Annotated in this window: 23 protein-coding genes and 1 pseudogene; all 24 read right to left on the reverse strand. The window is 29.7% G+C overall.

Going from position 1 to position 21,019, the window contains the following annotated elements; translation table 11 throughout:
• Positions 1–3: 3 nt before the first annotated feature.
• Positions 4–723, reverse strand: coding sequence for an undecaprenyl pyrophosphate synthase (uppS, locus tag EDC18_RS08035; protein ID WP_132252010.1), 720 nt, complete (start codon positions 721–723; stop codon positions 4–6).
• A gap of 85 nt (positions 724–808) precedes the next feature.
• The gene (gene frr, locus EDC18_RS08040) at positions 809–1,363 is read right to left on the reverse strand and encodes a ribosome recycling factor (protein ID WP_132252012.1); all 555 of its coding nucleotides are present in this window, start codon (positions 1,361–1,363) and stop codon (positions 809–811) included.
• A gap of 20 nt (positions 1,364–1,383) precedes the next feature.
• A complete protein-coding gene (gene pyrH / locus EDC18_RS08045; RefSeq protein WP_132252013.1) occupies positions 1,384–2,085 on the reverse strand; it encodes a UMP kinase in 702 nt (233 codons plus the stop codon).
• Positions 2,086–2,358: 273 nt separating this feature from the next.
• Complete coding sequence (gene tsf / locus EDC18_RS08050) at positions 2,359–3,285, reverse strand: translation elongation factor Ts (protein ID WP_132252015.1); 927 nt, start codon at positions 3,283–3,285, stop codon at positions 2,359–2,361.
• Positions 3,286–3,536: 251 nt separating this feature from the next.
• A complete protein-coding gene (gene rpsB, locus EDC18_RS08055; RefSeq protein ID WP_132252017.1) occupies positions 3,537–4,265 on the reverse strand; it encodes a 30S ribosomal protein S2 in 729 nt (242 codons plus the stop codon).
• Between the two features lie 214 nt (positions 4,266–4,479).
• Positions 4,480–4,842: a hypothetical protein gene (locus tag EDC18_RS08060; protein WP_132252018.1), complete on the reverse strand. Its 363-nt coding sequence runs from the start codon at positions 4,840–4,842 to the stop codon at positions 4,480–4,482.
• Between the two features lie 124 nt (positions 4,843–4,966).
• Positions 4,967–5,539: a DUF6115 domain-containing protein gene (locus EDC18_RS08065; protein WP_132252020.1), complete on the reverse strand. Its 573-nt coding sequence runs from the start codon at positions 5,537–5,539 to the stop codon at positions 4,967–4,969.
• Positions 5,540–5,558: 19 nt separating this feature from the next.
• A complete protein-coding gene (locus EDC18_RS08070) occupies positions 5,559–5,870 on the reverse strand; it encodes a hypothetical protein (protein ID WP_165878518.1) in 312 nt (103 codons plus the stop codon).
• Positions 5,871–5,902: 32 nt separating this feature from the next.
• A complete protein-coding gene (locus EDC18_RS08075) occupies positions 5,903–7,516 on the reverse strand; it encodes a flagellar assembly protein A (protein WP_132252023.1) in 1,614 nt (537 codons plus the stop codon).
• 29 nt (positions 7,517–7,545) lie between these two features.
• Positions 7,546–8,313 carry a FliA/WhiG family RNA polymerase sigma factor gene (locus EDC18_RS08080; RefSeq protein ID WP_132252025.1) on the reverse strand — a complete coding sequence of 256 codons (768 nt, stop codon included), beginning with the start codon at positions 8,311–8,313 and terminating at the stop codon, positions 7,546–7,548.
• Between the two features lie 20 nt (positions 8,314–8,333).
• Positions 8,334–8,585, reverse strand: coding sequence for a hypothetical protein (locus EDC18_RS08085; RefSeq protein WP_132252026.1), 252 nt, complete (start codon positions 8,583–8,585; stop codon positions 8,334–8,336).
• Between the two features lie 17 nt (positions 8,586–8,602).
• Complete coding sequence (locus EDC18_RS08090) at positions 8,603–9,088, reverse strand: chemotaxis protein CheD (protein WP_132252028.1); 486 nt, start codon at positions 9,086–9,088, stop codon at positions 8,603–8,605.
• Positions 9,089–9,093: 5 nt separating this feature from the next.
• On the reverse strand, positions 9,094–9,720 hold the full coding sequence (locus tag EDC18_RS08095; RefSeq protein ID WP_132252030.1) for a chemotaxis protein CheC: 627 nt from the start codon (positions 9,718–9,720) through the stop codon (positions 9,094–9,096).
• 16 nt (positions 9,721–9,736) lie between these two features.
• Positions 9,737–10,168 carry a chemotaxis protein CheW gene (locus tag EDC18_RS08100; protein ID WP_132252032.1) on the reverse strand — a complete coding sequence of 144 codons (432 nt, stop codon included), beginning with the start codon at positions 10,166–10,168 and terminating at the stop codon, positions 9,737–9,739.
• Positions 10,169–10,181: 13 nt separating this feature from the next.
• Positions 10,182–12,236, reverse strand: a complete 2,055-nt coding sequence (locus EDC18_RS08105) for a chemotaxis protein CheA (protein WP_132252034.1) — start codon at positions 12,234–12,236, stop codon at positions 10,182–10,184.
• Between the two features lies 1 nt (position 12,237).
• Complete coding sequence (locus EDC18_RS08110; protein WP_132252036.1) at positions 12,238–13,293, reverse strand: protein-glutamate methylesterase/protein-glutamine glutaminase; 1,056 nt, start codon at positions 13,291–13,293, stop codon at positions 12,238–12,240.
• Positions 13,294–13,357: 64 nt separating this feature from the next.
• Complete coding sequence (locus tag EDC18_RS08115; RefSeq protein WP_132252038.1) at positions 13,358–14,020, reverse strand: flagellar brake protein; 663 nt, start codon at positions 14,018–14,020, stop codon at positions 13,358–13,360.
• A gap of 14 nt (positions 14,021–14,034) precedes the next feature.
• Positions 14,035–14,919, reverse strand: coding sequence for a MinD/ParA family protein (locus EDC18_RS08120; RefSeq protein WP_132252040.1), 885 nt, complete (start codon positions 14,917–14,919; stop codon positions 14,035–14,037).
• A 1-nt stretch (position 14,920) separates the two neighbouring features.
• Complete coding sequence (flhF, locus tag EDC18_RS08125) at positions 14,921–16,081, reverse strand: flagellar biosynthesis GTPase FlhF (protein ID WP_132252042.1); 1,161 nt, start codon at positions 16,079–16,081, stop codon at positions 14,921–14,923.
• Entirely contained in the window at positions 16,078–18,111 is a 2,034-nt protein-coding gene (gene flhA, locus EDC18_RS08130) for a flagellar biosynthesis protein FlhA (RefSeq protein ID WP_132252043.1), read from the reverse strand. The genes flhF and flhA overlap by 4 nt, the downstream gene beginning before the upstream one ends.
• 5 nt (positions 18,112–18,116) lie before the next feature.
• The gene (gene flhB / locus EDC18_RS08135) at positions 18,117–19,247 is read right to left on the reverse strand and encodes a flagellar biosynthesis protein FlhB (protein WP_132252045.1); all 1,131 of its coding nucleotides are present in this window, start codon (positions 19,245–19,247) and stop codon (positions 18,117–18,119) included.
• Entirely contained in the window at positions 19,244–20,026 is a 783-nt protein-coding gene (fliR, locus tag EDC18_RS08140; protein ID WP_132252046.1) for a flagellar biosynthetic protein FliR, read from the reverse strand. Before fliR ends, flhB begins: the two co-directional genes overlap by 4 nt.
• Before the next feature lie 4 nt (positions 20,027–20,030).
• Positions 20,031–20,303 (reverse strand): flagellar biosynthesis protein FliQ, encoded by a 273-nt coding sequence (gene fliQ / locus EDC18_RS08145; RefSeq protein WP_132252048.1) that lies wholly within the window; start codon positions 20,301–20,303, stop codon positions 20,031–20,033.
• Positions 20,304–20,320: 17 nt separating this feature from the next.
• Positions 20,321–20,932 (reverse strand): annotated as a pseudogene (fliP, locus tag EDC18_RS08150) (flagellar type III secretion system pore protein FliP); the annotation flags it as partial.
• Positions 20,933–21,019 lie beyond the last annotated feature (87 nt).

A 21,019-nucleotide genomic window follows, 5' to 3' on the forward strand; every position in this document is an offset into this window, starting at 1 on the left:
ATATTATATTTTACCAAATCTTCTATCTCTATTATTATAGTGTTCTATTGCTTCAATAAGATCTTTTTTTCCAAACTCAGGCCAATGTTTATCCGTAAAGTAAAATTCAGAATAAGCCAATTGCCATAACAAGAAATTTGACAATCTTTGCTCTCCACTTGTTCTAATTAATAAGTCCGGATTTGGAATGCCCTCTGTATCAAGATGTTTTTCAATTAAATCTTCATTGATATCCTCTATAGATATTACTTTATTTTCAATTTTATTAATAACGTTTTTCATTGCTCTAACCATTTCATCTCTACTACCATAGTTTAGAGCAATTTGTAAGCTTAAACCACTTAAATCTTTTGTTGCTTCTTCTAGAGTATTGATGCTGTCTCTTATATCTTTATCTAACTGCTCTCTATTTCCAATAATTCTTACACGCATATTATTCTTCTTAGCTTTTTTGATACTATCCTTAAGGAACTTCCTTAGTAAATTCATTAATGCCTCAACTTCTTCAGTAGGGCGATTCCAGTTTTCTGTAGAAAAAGCATAAACAGTAACATACTTTACACCTAATTTATCTGCTTCGCTACAAACTTTCTCTAAATTGTTACTACCTTGACTATGTCCATATGTTCTAGGCATATTTTTACTTTTAGCCCATCTTCCGTTTCCATCCATAATAATTGCTATATGTACAGGTATGTTTTTGCCTATTACCTTCCTAATCATGTTAATCCTCCAATAATACGCCTCTTTATATCTAATAAAGATAATTCTATAAATTTAAAGTCCCCTCATAGGAGGGGATTCTTTTTTATACCGTAAGTATTTCTTTTGCTTTTGCTTCAACCTTTTTATCAATAGATTCGATAAATTTGTCAGTGATTTTTTGAATTTCATCTTCAACATCTCTTAAATCATCTTCTGTTATGTCATTGTTTTTATGTAGCTTCTTATAAAAATCATTTGCATCTCTACGAATGTTTCTAATAGCTACTTTTGCACCTTCGCCTTTTTTCTTAACATCTTTAGATAAATCTTGTCTTCTCTCTTCCGTTAACTCTGGGAAAATAAGTCTAATTACTTTTCCATCATTATTAGGGGTTATACCGATATCAGATACATTAATTGCTTTTTCAATGTCTTTAATAATTGAAGAATCCCAAGGTTGAATTAAAATCATTCTTGCTTCTGGAACAGAAATATTACCAACTTGTTGTAATGCAGTAGGTTGTCCATAGTAGTCAACTTTAATTTTATCTAAAACATGAGGGTTTGCACGACCTGCTCTTATGGTATTAAAGTCTTCCTCTAACGTTTCAATTGTTTTTTCCATTTTGGTTTCAAATTGTTTTAAATCAGCTAACATAAAAATAAAATCCTCCTTATTTATATCGTTATATATGTTCCATTAAATTTCCCTTCAAGGGTATTAATTATTCCGTCTTTTTCATTTAAGCCAAATACCATCATAGGGATTTTATTTTCTAAACACATTATAGCTGCAGTTAAATCCATTACTTTAAGTTCTTTTTCAATAACTTCTTTTAGTGAAATTTCATTGAATTTTATTGCAGCACTATTTGTTTTTGGGTCTGAGTCATAAACACCATCAATATTCTTAGCCAATAATATTGTATCTGCTTTTATTTCTATTGCTCTAAGTGCAGCTGCAGTATCCGTAGAAAAGAATGGATGTCCTGTGCCTCCTGCAAAAAATACTACTTTGCCTTTACTTAGATATTTATGTGCTCTTTCTATTGAAAACAGTTTTGTAAATGTACCTACATTAAAGGGAGTCAATACTTCTGTGTGAAGTCCTACACTAGAAAATACTTCTGAAACATAAATAGCATTCATTATTGTGGCTAACATACCAATTTGATCTGCTTTTGATCTGCTAATATTCTGACTAGTTCTTCCTCTCCAGAAATTACCACCACCAATTACAACACCAACTTCAATACCTTTATCTATAGCTTTTTTAACTTGATTGGCAACTTCTAATACAATTTCTTCGCTAAAACCTGTATTTTGTTCTCCTGCTAAAGCTTCTCCACTTAATTTAAGTAATATACGTTTATTAGTCATGATTACACCTCTCATATCTAATTTATCACAAGTCAATTATTTTTTCTACACAAATATTATATTTATTTGAAAATATTTATTAAACTTTTATATTTTGCTCAATAAATATACTTTTTTCTCACTTAATTATTTCCAATCTTATTTAACTTATTTATAATCTTATTCTTTTTTTACTTTTTTAGAAAGAAATTCAGATGACAAAGTTTGTCAAAAAATCTCTAGTAGTTCATAAAAAAAGAAACACACATAAGTGTTTCTTTTTTTTATAATTTATTATTGGCCAAGTTGTCTTGCTACTTCCTCAGCAAAGTTTTCTTCTTTTTTCTCAATACCTTCACCAGTTTCGAATCTTACGAAACGTTTAACCGTTATAGAAGTTCCTAACTCTTTAGATACTTGCTCAAGATATTTACCTACAGTCAAGTCGCCATCTTTTACATATTGTTGATCTAATAAACAAACTTCTTTTAATTGTTTTGCTAATCTACCAACAATCATTTTATCAATAATATTTTCTGGTTTATCTGGATTTTCGTTCATTGCTTGTTGTTTTAATATTTCTCTTTCTTTTTCTTTAAACTCTTCAGAAACTTCATCGTTTGAAATATATTGTGGTGCAATAGCTGCGATTTGCATTGCGATATTTTTAGCTGCTTCCTTCGCGCTATCAGAAACATTATCAGTTGCCATTTCAACAATAACACCGATTCTTCCGCCACCGTGAATATATGACTCAACAAATCCATTTGATGCTTCATATTTTTCAAAACGTCTAATACTTAAGTTTTCACCAATTACTGCTATTTTTTGTACTAAAACTTCTTCTACAGTTTTAGAAGTATCTATTAACCATTGCTCTTTTAAGAATCCTTCTAAATCAGTAGCTGTAGTAACAGAAGCTTGAGCCGCTACATCAGCAGTAAATTTTTGAAAATCTTCATTTTTAGAAACGAAATCAGTTTCGCTATTAACTTCAACAATAGCTCCTACTTTAAAATCATCAGAAATATGTGCAGCTACTAAACCTTCAGCCGCAATTCTACCTGCTTTTTTTGCAGCAGCAGCTAGTCCTTTTTCTCTTAAAAATTCTATTGCTTTTTCCATATCTCCATTAGTTTCTGTTAAAGCTTTTTTACAATCCATCATTCCTGCACCAGTTGTTTCTCTTAACTCTTTTACCATACTCGCAGTAATAGCCATTTAAATATACCTCCAATATTATTTTATAAAATTAATATTATATATCAATTTGATACATATTTTTTCAATCATAATTTTTTATTCTGGGAAAGTACTTTCCTATTTTTAGAACAAAGTGACTTCGTCACTCTAAAAAACATTTGCCAACTCTTATCTAAGTCACCTTTGTTCTTGCGCATCAAGCTTTTAATCAATTTCCTATACAGTAAGAAATGCTTCAACCTAGCAGGCTGAAGCATAGAATGTCACAATTATTCAGCAACTTCTTTTTTTTCTTCTTTAGTATCAGTTGTTTGTACACCTTGATTTGCTTCGATAACTGCATCAGCCATTTTTGCAACAATTAATTTTACTGCTCTAATAGCATCATCATTACCTGGAATTACATAATCTATTTCTTCAGGATCACAGTTAGTATCTACTATACCAACTAATGGGATTCCTAAGTTATGAGCTTCTTGAATAGCAATTCTTTCTTTTCTTGGATCAACTATGAAAATAATATCAGGTATTTTTTTCATATCTTTAATACCACCAAGATTTCTTTCAAGTTTATCCATTTCATGTTTTAATTGAATTACTTCTTTTTTTGGTAATAATTTGAATGTACCATCTTGTTCCATAGCTTCTAACTCTTTTAATCTTCTAATTCTACTTTTGATTGTATTAAAGTTAGTTAACATACCACCTAACCATCTTTGGTTAACATAGTACATGCCACAACGTTCAGCTTCAGATTTCATTGAGTCTTGAGCTTGTTTTTTTGTACCTACAAATAATACAGTACCACCAGCTGCTACAGCATCTTTAATTGCTTTGTATGCATCGTCTACTTTGTGTACAGTTTTTTGTAAGTCAATGATGTAAATACCATTTCTCTCAGTATAAATATACTCAGCCATTTTAGGATTCCATCTTCTTGTTTGGTGTCCAAAATGTACACCTGCTTCTAGTAATTGTTTCATTGATATAACGCTCATTTTTCTACCTCCATGGTTTTAATCTTCCGCATAATTCATCCCTTTAGAATACCTGTCGGCACCTTTCTAAAGATCCATATGCGTGTTTTTTCACGATGGTAAGTATACCATACTCTCTATAACTTATCAAGATATTTTTTTAAAAAATTCAATATCTAACAAATAACTTATTTAAAATACACAAGCTAACATAGATACCTAATCTAAAAGATGATTATTTCGTTATCATTTCTAATATAGTGTCGTAATCTAAATTAATATTTAACGGATACCTTCCAGCAACAATTTTCTTTGTTAGATTTTGTTGTATAATATACCAATGAAAATCTTCTGAGTCTTCAATGATTCCTTTTTCGAATAACAAGTTGCTAACTTCTTGAGATGTCATCCCATAATTAATTCGAACAATTACATCTTCCTCAATAATCTGATCATCTTCATTAATAATCGTTTCATTAATATCATTATCATTGCTATCCGTTGGGAAAATCATACCTAAATTCTTAGCTTGTTCAATTATTTCATCATCTGTATAATTTCTAGAATTTTTCTCTAGAAATTCTCTTTGAGTTACCATTCCTAAATCCCTAGCTCTTAAAACAACTTCTTCATCACTTAGGGCGGTATTAGGTAGATTTGCAATTATAAGTATAGATGATAAAACAAGACCAATACCTAAACCTCTTATATAATATTTAGTTTTAATAGTCTTTCACCTCTTTAAACAAATCTAATACTAATTTCACTTCACCAATACCAATACCTAGTGCTTTAGCTATTTCTTTTACATCTTTTCCTTCATTAAAAAGTTGTAGTACTACTTGATTATTGTTAGTTACACCCTGGGCCATAGTAACACTTTGATAGGTCATTTCTTTTTTTACTTCTGTAACTTCTTTCTTAATCTCTAATATTTTTTCTACAGGCTCTTTTAGATCGTCTACATTTAAATTCTTAAGATTAGGTGTTTGATTTACTTTTTTCTCTTTTTCATTTATTAATTGGTACATAAATAACAATTCTTTATGCTTTTTCTCTATTTCTTCTAAAACAAAATCTGAGTATTCATTAATAGCAAGTAATTTTTGTGTTGTCTCTTCCCTATTAATCTCACTGTTATGCTCACTTTCTTTTATTGTATCAAATACATCCGTACTTTCATTCTGAACTTTATTCTTATTGCTATCCTTACTTTTAATAAAGAAGCTTATTGCTATAAGTATACAACCAAAAAAGAGCAAAAACATACTTATGAAATTTAAAGTGTTATTCACGTTTTCACTCCTATACTATCTATATTTTAATGTCAATGGTACTACCTAATTTATTATTATCTTCTATCTTTTTTGTATTCTTTTTCTTTTCTTTATTATTATTCTTGTTATAGCCATTACTACCTTTTTCCTTAGCATCGAAGGAGGGTTGATATTTCTCACTTTCATTTGACTCAATTACTTTTTGATTGTTTTTCAAGGAATTTTTATTAGCCTCATTAATGTTATTATTTTGGTCAAGAATATATTTTTGATTCTCTAAGCTTTTTAGATTGGATATTGGTTCAGTTCTTGGAATTAAAACTTGCATATCTAGAGGCCTAATAGACATACATCATCATCTCTCTTTCCTAATAACTTAACTTATACATAAGAAGCTATTTTGATATCTGCACCGTCTTTATATAGTGAACAGTACTTCTGTTCTTCTCTAATAAAATATTTAACATTACCAATAGTAACTCTAACCCCTGGATAAATAATATTCATTACTTTTATTCTACCTGCATTTTTGTTTTCTAATTCTTCCGAGAGTTCTTCAAATCTTCTATTACTTGTTTTCAATTTTCCTTCTAAGAAAATTTTATTTCTAGTTGCATTTTGTAACATTTGGATTTTATCAGGCTCTAATGTACCATTCTTAATTTGTCGAGTTTTAAGAAGGTTTATAATTTGATCCATTTTGTTCATTTCTTCTTTAATTTCTATTAATTCTTTATTAATTTGATTGTACTCATCAACAACTGATGGATCTATACCAACTGCAACATTAGTGATTGTTCCCATATGTGATCCTAGAATTTTAGTTCTAATTTCTACACCTGATCGAACTTCTCCACCAGTTACCATTCCTTTTTTACCTTCAACAATGATTTCGCCTTTTGCAGTAACATTACTATGTAGTATTGCATCGCTATGTATGTAGCCGCCTACTTTAACAGTAGAATTTTCAATAAATTTAGATATAAGATTGCCTTTAGCTTGTATAATGCCTTTTCCCATACCTTGCATACCACGTCTTAATATCACTTGGTTCTCACTAATAAGGGTTGCACCTTCAACAACACCATAAACTTCTATGTCACCTTTTGCTTTAATAGTAAAGCCAGTTCTTACATTTCCTTTTATTATAACTGTACCATCAAATACAATATTTCCCGTAGAGCTATCCACATCTGCAGCCACTTCATAGCAATCATAAACCACGATTTTATCGTCTTCAACGATTACAAAACCATCTTTTTCAGCATATAAGTTTAATTTATCATCAGAAATTCTTACATTTTTTCCGTATTTTAGAACCATTGGCTTTATTTTTTTAGGTTTTATTTCATTTCCTAATACATCTGTTCCAGTCTCACCTTCTTGTCCTGGAATAAGCTGTGCTAACAAATCATCCTTTTTAATATTATTAATAATATTTAAAGAATGAAAATCTACAGATCCATCTTCATTTACCATAGGCTTACCATCTAAATTCAATGAAAAAAAATAGTTAATTTCAGGTTGAATACCATCAATTACTTTTTTTCCTTTGGCAATAATATAATCTTTATAGTACTCTTTATTTTTTATAATTTGATTTATAAGCTCTATGTCAATACCAAATATAATATTTTTTTTATCTAACTCACTAATTAAAAAATCTCTAGTAATTTTTTCACCATTTCCGATTGGTGGAAAAAATCTTATAAACGCTTCTAATCTATCTTTAGAAATATTAATTTCAAAACTTTCATTAACATTACCTATAATACTCGTTGATATTTTAATTTCTTTTTCATCTTCAAGGTTTTTTACTGACTCTTTAATAATATCAGCATTATATTCTGTCAGCCCTTTGCTCTCAAGGGTTTTAAAAACTTTATTGATATCTATATCACTGCCATTATCCTTTCTTGGAAAGAGCTTCAAGAAAGTACCTTCATTATCTTTTACTATAATTTCAAAATAAGCATCATAAATATCCATCCCCATACATCCTCCAAATCAAAGTTATGTCTGTATTATAACATTATTATATCACTAAATTCACCTAATTTTAATCTCATCTTTTGTAGTGCTTTAGTATGAAGTTGGGAAATTCTAGATTCAGATACTTCCAAAATATAACTAATTTCTTTTAAAGTTAGCTCTTCAAAGTAATATAAAACAACAACTTTCTTTTCTTTTTCAGTTAACCCTTCAATAGATTCTTTTAAAGCTTTTTGCAATTCTTCTTTTTGTATGATTTTATCTGGTTGGTCATAATGTAAATCTTTTTTTGACGAGGTTATATTGGATTCGTATCCTTGTTCAATAAATTCATCTAAAGAAACCATATTAAGCATTTTTGTTTTTCCTAACCAATCGTGATATTGGTCAACGGACAATTCTAATGCTTCTGCCATTTCTTCATCAGTTCCTTGCCTACCTAGTTTATTCTCTAATGTGTAGAATGCCTCATCTATTTTCTTTTGTTTCTGCCGTAGAGAGCGAGGTATCCAGTCCATTTTCCTAATTTGATCTATAATAGACCCTCTTATTCTCAAGCTGGCATATGTTTCAAATTTTACACCTTTTAAATAGTCAAACTTGTCAATAGCATCAATCAAACCAAAAACACCATAACCTACCAAGTCTTCATATTCAACATTGTTACCTAAGTACATACTTAAGCGTCCTGCAACAAATTTAATTAAAGGTGCATATTCAATTATTAATTGATCTTTAATTTCTTTTGATTTTGTTTTTTTATATAATTCCCATAAATTATTTTTATTTACATCGTCCATAGACGCCTCCGAATAGAGTATTATGCTTTATTCTCTTTATTATTTAGTTCATCAATAACTTCAGTATTATCTAATTTATTATTTAGCTTTTTATTCTTAATTATTCTTAATAAAGAGAGACGTGCTAATAATCCAATGAAATAGAAGATTATTAGAACGACTAACAATATCTGTAATGAATAATCCAAAGAATAATTATTAATAATACTTATAACACAAGTAATTAAGCCCCCTAATAGCATAATAAATACTTGAATTAGACGTAGTTTCATAATATCATCCCAAATCACTATATTATTTTAGAATCTTTTCCTATGGTTTTTATTAATAAGTCACCATTTTCAGAGTAAAACTCAATTGTACGACCATAATTAGCTCCTGTATCTTCCGATAAAATTTTAATGCCTAATTGGTTCAATATGCGCTTAGATGCTTCTACATTTCTCTCACCAATTCTCATTAAGTCATTTGTAGAGCTAAAGGCAAACATTTGAGCGCCTCCGGCAAGTTTTGCAACTAATCTATCCTTTTTGGCTCCCATATTTACCATTTCATTTATCAACACATCTATAGCTGTGTCTGCAAATTTTGCCTTATTATCATTATTTCTAATTTGTGTACTATCTGGCAGCATTATATGAGCTAATCCAGATATTTTTTTTAATGGATCATAAAGTACTATCCCTACACAAGATCCTAATCCCAGCGTTGTTAAAATATTTGGTGCCATACAAGTTTTTAAATCAGCCATTCCAACCTTTATTGTTTCTGCCATATTAATCAACCCATTATTCCTAAAGTATTTAGTATAATATTGTATGACTCCATTTCTGGAATCAAAATAAAGTATCCTTTTACTTCTTCTTTTCCTTTGCCAAAGTCAGTTTGAATTAATAGAGCTTTATCACCAACTTTACCAAATTCTATGGCTGGAACACTGAGTATAGCCCCTGCCATATCCATAGCCATGTATGGGACAGATGCGATTATTTTTAATTCAGTCAAGCTAGACAACGATGATAAATATGCGCCTGCAATAATATTACCTATTTCATTTAATGCAGATAAATCCATTTCTGTAAATTCAGTAAAATCATCTAAGTCTCTTCCCATAAGTAAGTTGACTAAATTATGGGCAGATGATTGTTGCAATACAAACATCATCATACCATTAATTTGACCTTCTACATTTAGTAATATCCCAACAACAGGATTTTCAGCACCGCCAAGTATTTCAGATAAATCTTTAAACTCTAGAATATTTACTTTTGGTACTCCCATATCAATTTTTTTATTAATTAATTGAGAAAGTGCTGTTGTTGCGTTTCCAGCACCAATATTCCCAATTTCTTTTAACATATCAATATGTATTTCATTAAGCTCATTAAAATCCATCTTATCACTCATTAGAAAACTTCCTTTCCTAATTATTTATTATTGCATTAAGGTTTAATAATGATATTAATTCATCTCCTGATTTGCCAATTCCAGATAAAAAGTTAGCTTTTTCGCTACTAATGTCATAATTATTTTTTTCTATTAAGCTAGTATCCAATTGGACTACTTCTCTAACTTCATCAACTATTAATCCCATATCACCTTGTTCAAGCTTAACAATTATTATTCTTGTTTTATCTGTAAACTGATCTTGCTCTAGCTCAAATTTATTTCTTAGACTCATCACAGGAATAATTTCACCTCTAAGATTAATTACCCCCTTCAAATAATCAGGTGCTTTAGGCACTCTTGTTATTCTTTGCATTCTAACAATATTTTGAACGTATTTAATATTTATTCCATATTGCTCATTATCAAATTTTATAATTATATATTGTTTGTTTGCTGATTTGCTCATAAAAACACCCCCATTATACTAAAGTATTTATATCTAATATTAAAGCTACTTCTCCGTCGCCAAGTATTGTTGCACCAGCAACCATTTTTATATTGCTTAAATACTTTCCTAATGATTTAATTACTATTTCTTGCTGTCCAATCAAGCTATCTACAACAAAACCAGCTTTTCTATCACCTTTATTTACAATTACAACCGTAATATGTTCTCTTTCTTCAAGATCAAGATTATCTACTTGTAACATGTTTCCTAATCTTACAAGTGGGATAACATTACCTCTTAAGTGAATAACCTCTTTAGATTGTACATATTTTATTTCATTGATTTTAATGTCTTCAATGGTTTGTATTGTATTCAAAGGTATTGCATATTTTTCATTACCTAAGTTAACCATTAAAGCTTGAATAATAGCTAAAGTTAATGGCAATCTTATGATAAATTTACTTCCTTTAGTTAATTCAGTTCTTACTTCAATATCTCCACCAAGGGCTTCGATTTTCGTTTTAACAACATCAAGTCCCACACCTCTACCTGAAACATCTGAAATTTGATCAGCAGTAGAAAAACTTGGTTGGAACAATAGTTGAATCACTTCATTATCCGACATTCCTTGAGCTACTTCAGATGTAATTACACCATTAGCAAGGGCTTTTTTCTTAATCTTATCTACATTTATACCATTTCCATCGTCTTCTACTTCTATGACAACATTATTGCCATCTTGGTATGCTTTTAAATTAACAGTACCTGTTTCATTTTTACCAGCTTTTCTTCTTTCTTCTGGTATTTCTAGTCCATGATCAGCAGCATTTCTAAGTAAATGAACAAGTGGATCCCCAATTTCATCTATAACTGTTCTATCTAATTCTGTATCTTCACCTGAAATATAAAGCTCTATACTTTTATTTAATTTTCTTGATAAATCTCTAATCATTCTTGGGAATCTATTAAATACTCTTTCAATAGGTACCATTCGAACTTTCATAACAGCATCATGTAAATTGGTTGTAACTCTTTCTAAGTATTCAATGGATTCGTTAAAGTTTTGATTTTGATTGTCTAAATCTATTGTTTCTAGACCATTCTTAATAATGATAAGCTCACTAACTAAATTCATCAAATTATCTAGTCTCTCTATATCTACCCTAACCGTTCTATTGGTTTTAGGTTTGGTACTTTGTTGTCCTTTGTCAGATGGGCTTTCTTGCTCAAAATTAACATCTAATTCAGCCTGTACTGTTTCATTTGATTCAGTTGGGATTTGTCTTTCTTGCTCTCCAACAACTATTTCATCAATTAAAACTTCCCCAATCTCAGCTATGCTATTTATGTCATTTACTATTTTACTTTCGCTTTCACTAGATACTAAAAAAACGGAAAAATCATTATCAAAATTCTCATCCTCAATATCTTGTACAGATGGGTTTGATTTAATAACTTGTCCAAGTCCTTCAAGTGTTCTAAATATAATAAAGGCTCTTGCTGATTTTAGAATACAGGATTCCTGAATAAAAATTGTTAGTCCATAAACTTTATAGTCATCTTCATATGCTTTTAGAATTGCATTTTCTTCAAAATCTGTAATTCCTAACTTTTTATGTTTTCTTTTAGAATCACTTTCGTTAATTACAACTGTTTGTACTTCTTCTACAGTATTACTTTCTTTCTCTACACTATTATTCGTTTCACCATCTAAAATCTTATTAAGTGCTATTATTATTTTTTCAGTATCTTTTTCACCTTCTGAGCCAGTATTAATAATTGTATCTAAATAACCTTCTAGAGCGTCTAGACATTGAAATAATACATCTAGTAAATTTGGTGTAACACTAATCTTTCCATTTCTAATCTCTGACAATACATTTTCCATATCATGGGTTAATTTTTGAGTTCCTTTATAACCCATAGTTGCCGCCATACCTTTTAATGTATGTGCTGCTCTAAATACCTCATTAACAAGATTAATATTACTTGGTGTTTTCTCTAGTGCTAATAGTGATTCATTTAAATTTTGCAAATGTTCTCTTGATTCTTCAATAAATATTTCAAGATATTGGCTTATATCCATTTTAAAGCACCCCCACTTTATTTATTATGATTTCTGGGATATTCTCAAGTGGTACGATTTCATCAGCTAGGCCATTTTCCACTACTGATTTAGGCATACCATATACCACACAAGTTTCTTGGTTTTGTACAATATTATAAACTTTTTTTGTTTCACTAAGCAATTTTAGACCTTCAGTCCCATCAGAACCCATTCCCGTTAAGATAATCCCAATTATTTCGTCAAAATCACAGTCAATTAAAGATTCCATCATATTATTTACCGATGGTCGATGTCCTTGTCTAGGTTCACTATCACTTAATTTAATAATATGATGGTTTTGTTCTTTTTTAATTAACATATGATTTCCACCTCTAGCAATATAAACCGTTCCAGTTTGCAAAATTTCACCATCTTCTGCTTCTTTTACATTAATTTGGCTTAATTCATTTAAACGATCTGCTAAAGATTTTGTAAAACCTTTGGGCATATGTTGAACAATAACGACGCTTGAATTTAATGTTTTTGGTAATAAAGGTATTATATTATGTAATGCTTTTGGTCCTCCAGTTGAACACCCTAATGCAACAATTTTATTGTTTTTTTTATTTGTGTTCCCTTTGTTTTTTACGTAATTCATACTAAAACTCTTTCCAATATTACTCTCTACTTTTTTTGATTCTATAGCTAATGTTAATTTTTCTTTAAATATATCTATAAAATCGTTATTTTTCATGCTAAAAAGATTATCAGGTTTTGCTATAAAATCAAAGGCACCACCTTCAAGTGCTCTGATTGTTTCAATAGCATCTTTAGTTGTTATAGTACTAACAACTAACACAGGAATATATGGTTTTTTTTGTAATTGACTTAACATTTCAAGGCCATCCATAACCGGCATATTAATATCTAAAATAACAGCATCCGGTCTTTTATTCTCAATTAACTTTAAGCCTTCAACACCATTATTTGCAGTGCCGACAACTGTAAATGTCTCATCATTATTTAGTATATCAGATAATACCCTTCTCATAAATGCAGAGTCATCAATTACTGCGATTTTTTTACTTTTTTCCATATTAATCTCCTTTCCTGTCTTATTTTGTCCAGATGAAAGTTATCAATAGGAAGATAAACATATTTTATACTTTGTTTTTCTTTCTTTGTCTTCTTTCTTCCTCAAAGATAAATTTTATTATTTGTTCTTGATCTTCTATGTCAATGTTTTCAAATTGCACTCTATATTCATATTTTCTATCTTTTTCAATATACAAGTCATTAGCTGTTAATACTTTTCCTTCAACTGCTAAATTAATTTCTTTATTATTGGAACATAAGCTTAAATTACATACGATTAAATCATCAACTTTAAGCTTTTCTTTTGAAGTTATTCTTAATCCTCCACCACTTAAATCATTAATTGTTCCCTCGTGCCAAGTAGCATCTTTTTCTTCTTTTTTATATTGGAACATTAACACACAGTTTAATCTATAAAATTTTCTTCTTTGGTGTTTTTGTAACGAAGTAAGGAGTTCAATCAAAGTAAAATGTTGATTGTCTTCCTTACTTCTGTCTTTTACTTTAAATTTTGATTTGTATAAACTATTTTTTGAATAAAAACATATACTATATTCTTCACCTACTGTAAGTGGAATAATTTTCCCACCCTCAATTGGTGTTGCTACTTTTAAAGATTTTTCGTCTAGAATTTCTAATACTTGACTGATATAATTCTTATGGTTTTTATTTTTATCTACCACAGTAATATCAATTTTATCACCTAATGATACAATTTTACTAATCATAATAGACCCCCACCCTATTTAAAAAGTTTTTTTATTTTTATAAAATTTGTTAAAAACTGAGACATACTATTTTTATCTGTTTGACGATCCTGTTCTACCTCTAATAATTTCTCTGCAATTTCTTTAAAAGCCTTAGAAGCACTTGAGTTTGGGTATAATAAAGATATGGGTTTTTGTTCCATTACTGCTCTTTGAAGGTTCTGATCTTGTGGGACGATTCCTAAATGCTCAATTTTCATATCTAGAAACTTGTTTACAACTACATTGAGTTTAGAATAAACATTTTCTCCTTCTTTTACAGATGAGGCTCTATTGGTAATAACTTTAATTGAAGTATTTTCTTGATCAAAGGTATCTAGTTTTTTTAAGGCTTTAAGTAATGCATATGAATCCGTTATAGACGTTGGTTCTGGTGTTGATACAAGCAATACTTCTTTACTTGCTAAAACGAATTCTAATACACTACTTGATATACCTGCACCCGTATCAATAATAATAATATCTGCTAAATAATCTATTTCATTTAATTTTTGTAATAAAAAAAATAGTTGTTCTTTGCCTAGGTTTGTAAGTTCCTGAATACCAGATCCTCCAGATATAAATTCAATACCTAATGGTCCTGGTGTTAATATGTCTTTTATTTCTTTTCCATTAAACATTACTTCACCCAAATTTGACCCTGGAATTATGCCAAAAAGAACTTCTATATTGGCTAATCCAAAGTCAGCATCTAAAATAATTACTCTTTTACCCATTTTCTTAAATTGTATTGCTAAATTAACAGATACATTTGTTTTTCCCACGCCACCTTTTCCACTAGTAACGGTTATTACTCTTGCAGAGGTCTTATGCTGGTTTTGTTGCTTTATCATATTTCTTAATTGCGCAGCTTGATCCATTTCATTCATTGCCCCCTAATAAATGCTTAGCAATCTCTTGCACATCAATTTCTCCAATATCATCTGGAACATTTTGCCCAAATGTGGCATAGGAAAGGTTTGCTCCTGTTCGCTTTTTAATGTTTAGTATGTTTCCATAACATGTTGTTTCATCAAGCTTTGTGAATATAAGTTTATAATTAGAGACTAAAGAGTAAGTTTCTGTTATTTTAATCAAATCTTTATATTTCGTTGTGGCGCTAAGAACAAGAAATACTTCTTTTTCCTCTACAGTTTGTATTAATTTGTTTATTTCTTCAAATTGCATTTCGTTTTTATGAGATCTTCCTGCTGTATCAATTAGTATAATATCTTTATCACTAAATTCATCTATTGCCTCTTCTAATTCTTCAGCAGCATAAATAACTTTAATAGGTACACACAGTATATTTGCATATGTTCTCAATTGTTCTACAGCTGCAATCCTATAAGTATCTGCCGTAATTAATCCAACTTTTTTATTCTCATTTAATACATAATGAGAAGCAATCTTAGCAATTGTAGTTGTTTTTCCTACACCAGTAGGGCCAATGAAAAATACTTTTTTAGCCCAATCTTCATTTAAAGACTTTTCTATAACTTTAGGCATATCTAGCAATTTAATTATTTTTTGATACGCCAAAAGAAGTATGTCATCTAAGTCATCTCCTTGGAAATGCTCAATTTCATTAATTATTTCATTGACTATAATTTCATCAACTTCATTATCAATAAGTTGATTATAAATTGTTTTTATTACTACTTGTTTTTCACTAATCTCAGGTTTTGTTTCAAGTTCTGAATCAGAATTTTGTTGGTTAAATTGTTTTTCAAAAATCGAATGAAGACTATTTATTTTTTCTTCTAACCCTTTAACATCATTATTTTCTGTTCCTAACCTATTTGCAAGTATTTGTTCACTTATATTAAGTATATCAGATTCTTGCTTTTTTTCTACTCTATTTTTATCAACATACTCATCAATTGCAGCTGTAACCTCAATAATAGGCTTTTTAAATAATTTATAAAACCCTTTAGGTTTAATGGTTTTAATATTAACAATTAAAGCTTCTTTCCCTAATTCTTCTTTTACTTTAATCATTGCTTCTGTTTCATTTTTGCCTTGATACTTTTTCAACTTCAACTAATACTCACCATCCCTATTGATTGTAGTTCTATATTTGATTCTATTTCATTGTATGAAATAATAATAAGATTTTTAAAGTATTCTTCTGTTAATTTCTTAAAGTATATTCTTACAATAGGTGATGTAATCAGAATTGGTTGTCTTCCAACTTCCTCTAATCTATTTATTTGTTCTTCTGTTGCTTTTAATATTAACTGTGTCTTTTCAGGATCTAAAGCTAAGTATGTACCTTGTTCTGTTTGTTTTACCGAGTCCATAATTAATTGCTCAATAGCTGGGTCTAAGGTAACTACACTTGTTGTCTCATTTGACGTAAAAAACTTTTTAGAAATGGTTCTTTTTAGACTTTGTCGAACATATTCAGTAAGTATATCCGTATCCCTATTGATACTAGCATTGTCCGCTAAAGTTTCAAAAATAGTAACCAAATCTCTAATTGAAATGCCCTCTCTAAGTAAATGTTGCAATACTTTTTGAATCTCTCCAACACCCATTAGTTTTGGCACCAATTCATCAACTAATGTTGGATGGGTTTCTTTAACATTAGAGATAAGGGTTTGTACATCTTGTCTTGTTAGTAACTCATCTAAGTGTTGTTTAATGATTTCTGTTAAGTGTGTGGCTATTATAGATGGTGGATCAACTACTGTATACCCATATGTTTCAGCTTTTTCCCTTTGGCTTTCAGTAATCCATAATGCAGGTAATTTGAATGCTGGCTCAACAGTTTCAATACCATCAATTTCTTCTTCAACAAAACCTGGATTCATAGCCATATAATGGTCAAAGAGTATTTCCCCTTCACTAACTTGAACACCTTTTATTTTTACAATATATTGATTTGGATTTAATTGTATATTATCTCTTAAACGTATAATTGGCACAACAGCACCTAATTCAAGAGCAATTTGCCTTCTAATCATTACTACCCTATCTAACAAGTCTCCTCCTTGGTTAACATCTGCTAAAGGTATGATACCATAACCAAACTCTAATTCAATAGGATCAATCTGTAATAAGGAAACAACATTCTCTGGCCTTCTAATTTCGTCTGCTTCCACTTCACCTGTTGCTACTTCATCTTCTATAGATTGAATTTGCAAACTCTTGTCAATATTATTACCAGCTATAATAATTATAGCACCAAGTCCTACAATTATTATTGGATTCAATGGAGATAATAATCCAAGAATGATTAAAACACCACCGGATAAATACAATGCTTTTGGTACATTAAATAACTGTGCTATCAAAATCTGACTTACATCTGCTTCCTTTGATACTTTTGTAACTAAGATACCTGTTGCAAGAGATATTAAAAGTGCAGGAATCTGACTTACTAATCCATCTCCTATGGTTAATGTGGTATAGATTGACATTGCTTCTCCAATAGGCATTCCATTCATCGAACCAATGGTAATCCCCCCTATTACATTAATAAATGTAATAATCAAACCAGCAATTGCATCTCCCTTTACAAACTTACTAGCACCGTCCATTGATCCATAAAAACTTGCTTCATCTTGTATTTTTTGTCTTCTAGCTTTTGCTTCATGTTCATCTATTATACCTGAGTTTAAATCAGCATCTATTGCCATCTGTTTTCCTGGCATAGCATCTAGTGTAAATCTCGCAGATACTTCAGCAACCCTCTCAGAACCTTTTGTTATTACTAAAAATTGAATAATAACAAGTATTATAAAAATAATTATACCTACAACTGGATTACCCCCACCAACAAACCCTCCAAAAGTCTCAATGATACTTCCAGCTTCACCATCTCTAAGAATTAATCTTGTTGATGATACATTTAAAGAGAGTCTATACATTGTAGCAAACAATAATATGGTTGGAAAGGAAGACATATTTAGTGCTTCTCTTGCAAAAAGTGCATTAAAAACAACTATAAGACCTAAAGATAGATTTATTGCTATAAGCAAATCTAGTATACCTGCAGGGAGCGGTATGATCATTAATACGACAGATAATATTATAAATAAACCAATTACTATATCTCCTATTTTCATAGTGCTTATGCCTCCCTGTTATTTGTTTGTTTTAAGCTATATACAAAGGCCAATACCTCTGCTACTGCTTGATATAATTCTTCTGGTATTGCATCTCCTATATCTACTGTATAATATAAGGTTCGTGCCAAAGGCTTGTTTTCAATAATTTCAATACCATTTTCTGTTGCTTTTTCTCTTATTTTTGCAGCTACAAAATCTGTTCCTTTTGCAATTACCAATGGTGCTGAAGATATTTCTGCATTGTACTGAATAGCAACGGCAAAATGTGTTGGATTTGTAATGATTACGTCTGCTTTAGGTAATTCTTGCATCATACGTCTCATTGATGCCTCTCTCATTTTTTGCCTAATCTTAGATTTAATTTCAGGATTACCTTCTGTCATCTTGTGTTCATCTTTTATTTCTTGCTTTGTCATTTTAAGTTCTTTTTCATGCTTTAGCTTTTGATAAATATAATCAGCTAAAGCAACAAAAATAAAAAACACGCCTACTTTAATTCCTATTTCTATAGCTAAACTACCTGTCCACACAATAATTTGATTCAGTGACATATCATATAGCACAAGCAGAGTTTTTTCTTTTCCACGAATTGTTGAATAAACAATTGCCAATATAAGACTAATCTTTAAAAGAGATTTTACCAACTCAAATAATGATCTTAAGGAGAAAATTTTTTTAAACCCTTGTATTGGATTTAACTTGCTAAATTTTGGTTTTAATGCTTTAGGTGTTATTTTAAACCCAACTTGTAAAAAGTTTAATCCTAGTCCTAATAACACTGCTATTAAAAAGATAGGTGCAACTAACCTAAGTATCAACCATAATGACTCTATCATTAATTTTGTTACAAAATCAATAGAAAAATTATTATTATTAATTACATTAAATTTTAAATATATATCATTCATAAAATGAATAATATTACTGGAAATGGAAGGTATTATCCAATTAATTGCAGCAAATAATGCAATTAATAAAAAAGCTGTATTTACCTCAATACTTTTTACTACCTGACCTTCTTCTCTTGCTTTTTCCCTTTTTCTAGATGTTGGTTTCTCAGTTTTTTCCCCACTAGGACCATCAGCAAAAAATTGCAGATTATAACTCAAAATGGGTTTTTTAAATTTTCTCATGGCATCATTCCTCTTATTAACTGATCCATTGTTTGTATCATTCTATAAAAAATAAAATCACCAACAGCTGGCATTAATCCGATTGTAATTAATAAAATTGTCAGTCCAATTATTAATTTTAATGGCAGACCCACAACAAACATGTTCATTTGAGGTACTGTTCTAGCAAGAATACCAAGTATAACATTAACAATTAAAATACCTGCAAAAATGGGACTACTAATTTTAAATGCTATTACAAAGTAATCTGTTATGAAGTTAATCATAGTTGTATATAACGCTGGATTTACTGAAACGCCACCAATAGGAATTAATTTAAATGATTCAATAATCCCTTGTAATATATAAAAGTGCATATTAGTGGTAATAAGCAATAATAGGAAAATATAATAATAAAAATTAGCTGTAACTGGTAATTGTACTTGACTTAATGGGTCAAAGACATTAACCATAGCAAAACCAATATTATGATCTATTAATTGACCTGCTAAATTAATAATGGAGAATGTTACAAATACACCAAAACCAATTAACCAACCTACAAAAATTTCTTGCATAACAAAAAAAGCATAACCAATTACCGTTTCAAAATAATTGATTGGTTGTATAGGTACCAAGTTAAATAATATTAAAGTTAAAAAAAAGGCTAATCCTATCTTAGCATAAACTGGTATGTTTTTTATACCAAATAATGGTACTACTGAGATAAAACTAACCATTCTTATTAACATTAGCAAAAAAATATCTAACTGAAAAAACGGGTTAATAAATTGTTCCATATAATCACCCTAATATAAACGCATTAAAATTTGAATATAACCTAGTAATAAAATTTACCATTGTTATTAACATCCAAGGCATTAATATCATCAAACCAAAAAAAACACCAAGTATTTTGGGTACAAAAGCTAAAGTCTGTTCTTGAATTGATGTTACTGCTTGAAAAATACTAACAATTAAACCGACACCAAGAGCTATTAACAATAATGGGCCAGAAAGGGTAATAATTAACATAAGTGCTTCTTTCGCTAAGTCAATTACTCTCTCTTGATTCATTTTCCACACACCTTTTACTAATAAAACGTTTTAACGAGTTCTCCAATTACCAAACTCCATCCATCTGCCAATATAAATAATAATATCTTAAATGGTAAAGAAATCATAACTGGTGGTAACATCATCATCCCCATAGACATAAGCGTTGAAGCAACAACCATATCTATGACTAAGAAAGGAATGTAAATTAAGAAACCAATTATAAATGCAGCTCTTAACTCACTGATAATAAAAGCAGGAATCAAAACACTTGTAGGAATATCATCAAATGTACTCACTTCGTTAATTTCTGCTATTCTTAAAAACAAAGACAAATCTTTGTCATTTACTTGAGTTAACATAAACTTTCTTAAGGGTTCAATACCAATTTCTATGGCTTCCTCTTGATTAATCTCTCCTGCTGAATAAGGTTTTAATGCTTGCTCATTAATATTGGTAATAACTGGAGACATAATAAAAAAAGTTAAGAAAAGTGCTAAACCAACCAACACTTGATTTGGTGGTGTTTGTTGTGTACCTAGGGCTGATCTAACAAAATGCAAAACTACAATAATTCTAGTAAAAGAAGTCATCATCATAATAATAGATGGTGCTAACGCTATTATTGTTAGAATAAATAACGGTTCTATAATAAATGTTGGGGTGTAAAAACCTCAACATTATTTTTTTGTAAAAAAATAATGCACTTATCCTCAATTCCCTTTAACATGTTAATT

Origin of the sequence: Natranaerovirga pectinivora, from assembly GCF_004342165.1 — a bacterium.
Classification (GTDB): domain Bacteria; phylum Bacillota; class Clostridia; order Lachnospirales; family DSM-24629; genus Natranaerovirga; species Natranaerovirga pectinivora.